We start from the raw sequence: 5,247 nt of genomic DNA, 5'->3' as shown, positions 1-5,247 counted from the left end.
AGAACCTGACACTTTCGAATACCGCGTTGCGGCAAACGGATGCCAGTTTTGATCAGGGAGAAGTTGTCATTTTCAGTCCACCAACGAACGAACAGGAAGTGCAGTACACGCTGAACGGAGCTTCCTACACCATGAAGCCCGGGACGGTGCAGCGATTCACTAACGACCGGACATGGACCATCGAAGTGACGCTCGGAAATGGAACGCCCACCAAGTACACACTCGGCTCGGGCCACTACAAGTTCAAGCAGACCGAAAGCGGAATGAGTCTCTACACAACCGCGGACTCCCCCGAAACGCCATTGGCTACGGCCGACGCCGGTCCCGACGACGCCGCCGACGTCCCTGCCCCATCCCCAATGCCAGACGAGTAATGCACGAAGTATCGCTTCAGCAGAATGGTCGGCGTCGATCGTCCGGAAAAACGATTCTTTCACGCGCCTCTCTAACAGTGAGAACATGAAGCGAACTCTCCTCGCCGCAAGAGCACTGCCGACATCGTGTTTCTTGATGAGCTTCGCCTCGTTCCGACAAGCCGTCTGGTGCCATCGTGATCGCGAAAGCGCTCTCCAGAGAATCGTAATAGAGCATCGCAGTTTGTCCAAACGCCGCAGCAAGTCCGGTCACAGCCTTTCGTCGAGACCCTCTATCGATTCTGCAATTCAGTACGAACTCGTCAGCCCCCGACGGGCCGGTGACCGACATTTCTCCTTTTTCGCGACAGAGTCACTCCATACTCCCTCTTACACCGCTACGGGAATTTAAATATGCAGGTGCTCGCCCATGCGTTCAGACGATGCCGGGAGCTTGTTCTGGATCACCGCCGTCGGCAACGTCTTCGGACACGTAAAAAGCAGAGCAGACTCACGTCACCCGAAGTGCTTGAAATCCGCATGCTGCTCACCACTTACACGGTGAACAGCCTGGGTGACAACAACGTGGGGACCGGCAACACCGGAGATCTGCGTTACGTCATTAATCGAGCGAATGAACTCAATACGGGAACACCCAGCACGCCTGACGTGATTCAGTTTTCGGGGGTCACTCTCACTCCCGGCAACCATACCATCTTCGTCGGAGGGGGTGCCGCAGGTGCCGTCCCTTTGCCCGCACTGACGGCTGTCGCCACCGTTGATGGAACCACCGCGGGTGGAGTCGACAATCTTGCCGGCCTGATGCTGACCCTGGATGGTCGCCACCTCGGAGGCGAAGCCAATGGTCTGACGCTGGAAGGTGGCAACGCGATCATCATGGCGCTCGAGATCGTCAACTTCCCGGGCAACGGGATCCTGATCCATTCCTCCAATAATGTGATCGGTGGAGACGAGGTCGGATACGACGCGAACAATCAGCGAAACAATCCTACGGGCCGGATTACCACGCTACCACGCCCCAATCCCCCGACAACTACGCCGGTTTTCGTTCGCCCTCCTCAGGGGAATGTCATTTCCGGGAATGGTCGCCACGGCGTCCTGGTCGAGAACGGTGCCAATAACAACCTGTTCCAGGGAAACTTTATCGGTACGGATATCAGCGGGACGAAGGCCCGTGGCAACGGTGGCGATGGGGTGGTCATCAAGAACTCTGACAACAACAAGCTGTACGGAACAACTCCGCCGGATCAGGACAATCCCTTTGTCTTCTACAATGTCATCAGCGGTAATAAAGGAAACGGGCTGGTTGTCGACGATTCAGACTCCACGATTATCTACGCAAACTTTTTCGGACTTGGAGCAGACAACCGAACTCCCGTCGGCAATCGCCTCAACGGTGTCCTCATCAAAGGAAACTCTGACGGGACTCGCTTCGGACTGAATATCCCACTCGGAAACGTCGCCTCCGCCAACGGCTTGAACGGAGTCGAAGTCCGCGATACCGCCTCGCGAACGCTGCTGATGAATACGTTCGGCGGCATCGCGGCTTTTAATCCGTCCGCTCAAGTCGGAAATCAGGGGAACGGGATCCTCATCACGACCAATGGGGGCGGAAAGTACTTCGGTTCGTCCGAATTCAGTACCATCATCCTTACCAGTCAGCTCTCGGGGAATCATCTTAACGGCGTCGAGATCAGTGGTAACGCTGCGGCCGTTCAAGTCAGCCAGTCGGTAATCGGGATGCAAACCAATGGGGCGACGGCACAACCGAATCTTAAAAATGGAATTGAGATCAGCGGTCGTGCATCGAACATCGCCCTCGGAGGATTCGAGCCATCCGTCCTCGGAGGATCCGAATTTCCTGAAGGTGAAGAACCCTTCTTCGAAGCAGCGAATCTGATCTCGGGAAATCGGTGGAACGGAATTTCTATCAGCCAGCACGTCAGTAACGTGACCATTATCAACAGTTTCATTGGTACGGACATTTCCGGAAGCAACCCGGCAGGCAATGGCCGAAACGGCATTTACATTGTCGGCAGCTCTGGAAATCAGATTGGCTCGCCGTTGAACGGTCCCACGCCGGGTAATGGGGTGACTCACCTTGATCGAAACATCATCGCCTTCAACGCTCATGATGGGGTTCAGGTCAATCGGGCAACGGGGAACAGCATCATTGGCAACTCGATCTACCAGAATGGCCGACTCGGAATCCATTTGATTGGATGCGGTATCTGGAACCCGCCTGCTCCCCGACTTGTCTCCGCCCAAATCGCAAGCAATGGAACGACTCAAGTCCGCGGAACGTTGATCGGCCGACCTCGCACGACCTACCTGGTGGAAGTTTTTGCTGATCCGTCTGCGAAACCAGGTAACGGAAAGATCTCCCTCGGTACGACGCAGGTCACGACGGATGCCAGGGGCCATGCCCAGTTCAAAATCACTGGGCTGGTCGATCCCCAGCCTCGGGCTGCCGGATTCATCAGCGCAACGGTAACCGGTCCAACGGGCACCACGTCCATGTTCTCCAGACCCATTCGAGCCCAGCGGATCGGCTGAGAGAGGGATGCAGCGACCGGCACCGGCGAGCGTTGCCGACGTAAAATGAACATCATCCAGGCTCGGTTCCTGTACCAAGGTACAAGAACCGGCCCGGATGTTTCCTCGACTTTGGGGTGACAGACTCCACGGACCACACGCCAGGCGGCAGAAAGTCCGACGACAATGCCACCGGGGCCTGACTTGCTGAGAATCTCCTGCCTGGCGACGACGCATGTGTGCGACGGTTGATAGCCCCGATCACGCCGACGCGGGAAACAGGACTTTTGTCAGGCGGTGCCAGTTTCGGTAGTCGGGGACGATGATGTCGGCACCCGCCTGAATCAGCCGAGTCCGCTTCCAGTCTTCGACCTGCCCACTGCGGTGAGTCTCGTCGGTCGCACAGCCGATCGCGACTCCACCGAGTTCCTTCACATTTTCGATTTCGACGAAGCCGTCGCCCAGGCCGAGCAGTTCCGAACCATGTGAGCCTGAATCCGCGAGAACCTGCTTCATCACTGCCAGTTTAGAGAAATCACGCGAATCGGCCCCGGGACCGTAGATGCGGCCTTCGAAGTAATGATCGATTCCCAGAACCTTTGCTTCGTGACGGACATTCACCACGGCAGTACCGCTGGCCAGTGTCATCTGCACTCCACGTGCGCGAAGGTCATCGAGAAACGCTCGGGCACCGGGAACCAGCAGGTCATCGGCCGAACATTCCCCCGCCTCAAGCATCGCCATTCGCTGTTCCGCTTTATGGATCAGCGCGTCGAGGAACTGCTGGGTGTAGGACTCGGGCGATTCCGCCTGTCCACCCCGTTCTTTAAGCGTCTTGACGAAGTAATCCATCTGATAGATTGTCGGCCGGCCATTCAGGTTCAGAACGAAGTTGCTGATGAACGCCGTCAAATTGGCGTCGGATTCCGAGGCAGGAGTCAGCGGCCTGAGCTCAGCGAACATCAGGTCGACCATGATCTCAACCCACCCCGATCGAATCAGGCTTAAAGTCCCGTCAAAGTCGATGACGGCAATTCGCGGAGTACGATGATTCTGAAGCGGACGGATAAATTCGGGCATTCGGGTGGCATGTCCAGAAATAGGATGGCAGGGGGACGTTGCGAAACGGATGGTTTAGCGTGCGAACACCAGCAGAGTCAAAGTCGAGGGGGACTTTGACAGTGTGGCAGGAAGGATACAACTTTCCCAATACGGTTGCGTTTCCGACAGTTCTGATGTTATCTCAATGAATCTCCAGAGGCATCCAACCCGGATGGTGCTTCGTTCGCAGTTCACTCTCGCAGGAATCTCTTCACCGTGAAATGCATCCTTGTGAATCGCGTCATGTTGTTTGCCGCAATGATTCAAGCGTGTCTGCTCGGTAACTTGCACGCCCAGATTGATGAATCTCCTCTCAAAGTCGAACCCGTCGTCGCCTTTAGTGACCTCAAGTGGACTGGCTGGCAGCCCGAAAACGACGATGGCCTGGCTAGCCCGCTGCGCCCCATCCTGCTGACGCACGCTGGCGACGGATCCAATCGGATCTTCGTTCCGCAGCAGCAGGGGATCATTCACGTCTTCAAGCCCGACTCAAAAGAGACGACCGTCTTCCTGGATATGTCCAAGAAGGTTGTCTACATCGATAAAGAAAACGAAGAAGGCTTCCTGGGGATGGCCTTCCACCCCAAGTACAAATCCAATGGCGAATTCTTCGTCTATTACACGACGCAGGAATCTCCTCATACCACCGTCGTTTCCCGCTTCAAGGTCTCCAAAGACGATCCCAACAAGGCTGATCCCGACAGCGAAGAACAGCTGCTGGTCGTGAAGCATCCTTACTGGAACCACAAAGGGGGCACGATCTGCTTCGGTCCCGACGGTTTCCTTTACATCGCCATTGGCGACGGCGGGGCCGGTAACGATCCACATGGAAACGGCCAGAATCTGCAGACGCTGCTGGGCAAGATCCTGCGAATCGACGTCGATCACAAGGATCCCGGACTGAACTACGCGATCCCCAAAGACAACCCCTTCATCGGCAAACTCGCCAACAAGCAGCCGATCGCCTTGCCGGAAATCTATGCCTACGGGTTGCGGAACGTCTGGCGGATGTCGTTTGATCGCCAGACCGGTGCCTTCTGGGCGGCAGACGTCGGACAGAACCTGTGGGAAGAAATCAACCTGATTACGAAAGGGGGCAACTATGGCTGGAATCTGCGTGAGGCCAAGCACGAGTTCGCCCCGAACAGTACCAGTGCCGGTCCGGGTCTGATCGATCCGATTTACGAATATCACCATGATATCGGCAAGTCGATCACGGGTGGACACGTCTATCGTG

General features: G+C 56.2%; 4 protein-coding genes. 3 read left to right on the top strand and 1 reads right to left on the bottom strand.

The window, feature by feature from the left end:
- A partial coding sequence (locus VGE80_RS14160; protein WP_440593121.1) for a hypothetical protein occupies positions 1 to 374 on the top strand: 374 nt, incomplete at its 5' end.
- A 519-nt stretch (positions 375 to 893) separates the two neighbouring features.
- Complete coding sequence (locus tag VGE80_RS14155) at positions 894 to 2,930, top strand: hypothetical protein (RefSeq protein ID WP_440593120.1); 2,037 nt, start codon at positions 894 to 896, stop codon at positions 2,928 to 2,930.
- A 240-nt stretch (positions 2,931 to 3,170) separates the two neighbouring features.
- Here VGE80_RS14155 and VGE80_RS14150 read toward each other — a convergent pair whose 3' ends face one another.
- Entirely contained in the window at positions 3,171 to 3,989 is an 819-nt protein-coding gene (locus VGE80_RS14150; RefSeq protein ID WP_440593119.1) for an HAD family hydrolase, read from the bottom strand.
- Between the two features lie 237 nt (positions 3,990 to 4,226).
- On the opposite strand from VGE80_RS14150, the gene VGE80_RS14145 reads away from it, so the two are divergent.
- A partial coding sequence (locus tag VGE80_RS14145) for a PQQ-dependent sugar dehydrogenase (RefSeq protein WP_440593118.1) occupies positions 4,227 to 5,247 on the top strand: 1,021 nt, incomplete at its 3' end.

The sequence above is a fragment of the Schlesneria sp. genome, assembly GCF_036405755.1.
Lineage (GTDB): Bacteria > Planctomycetota > Planctomycetia > Planctomycetales > Planctomycetaceae > Schlesneria > Schlesneria sphaerica.
Note: the sequence above shows the minus strand (reverse complement) of the source record. Positions and strands in the feature narration are given on the sequence as shown.

Coding starts and splice junctions, on each gene's coding strand:
- VGE80_RS14155 (WP_440593120.1), top strand. CDS start 894: ATGCTGCTCACCACTTACACGGTGAACAGCCTGGGTGACAACAACGTG.
- VGE80_RS14150 (WP_440593119.1), bottom strand. CDS start 3,989: ATGCCCGAATTTATCCGTCCGCTTCAGAATCATCGTACTCCGCGAATT.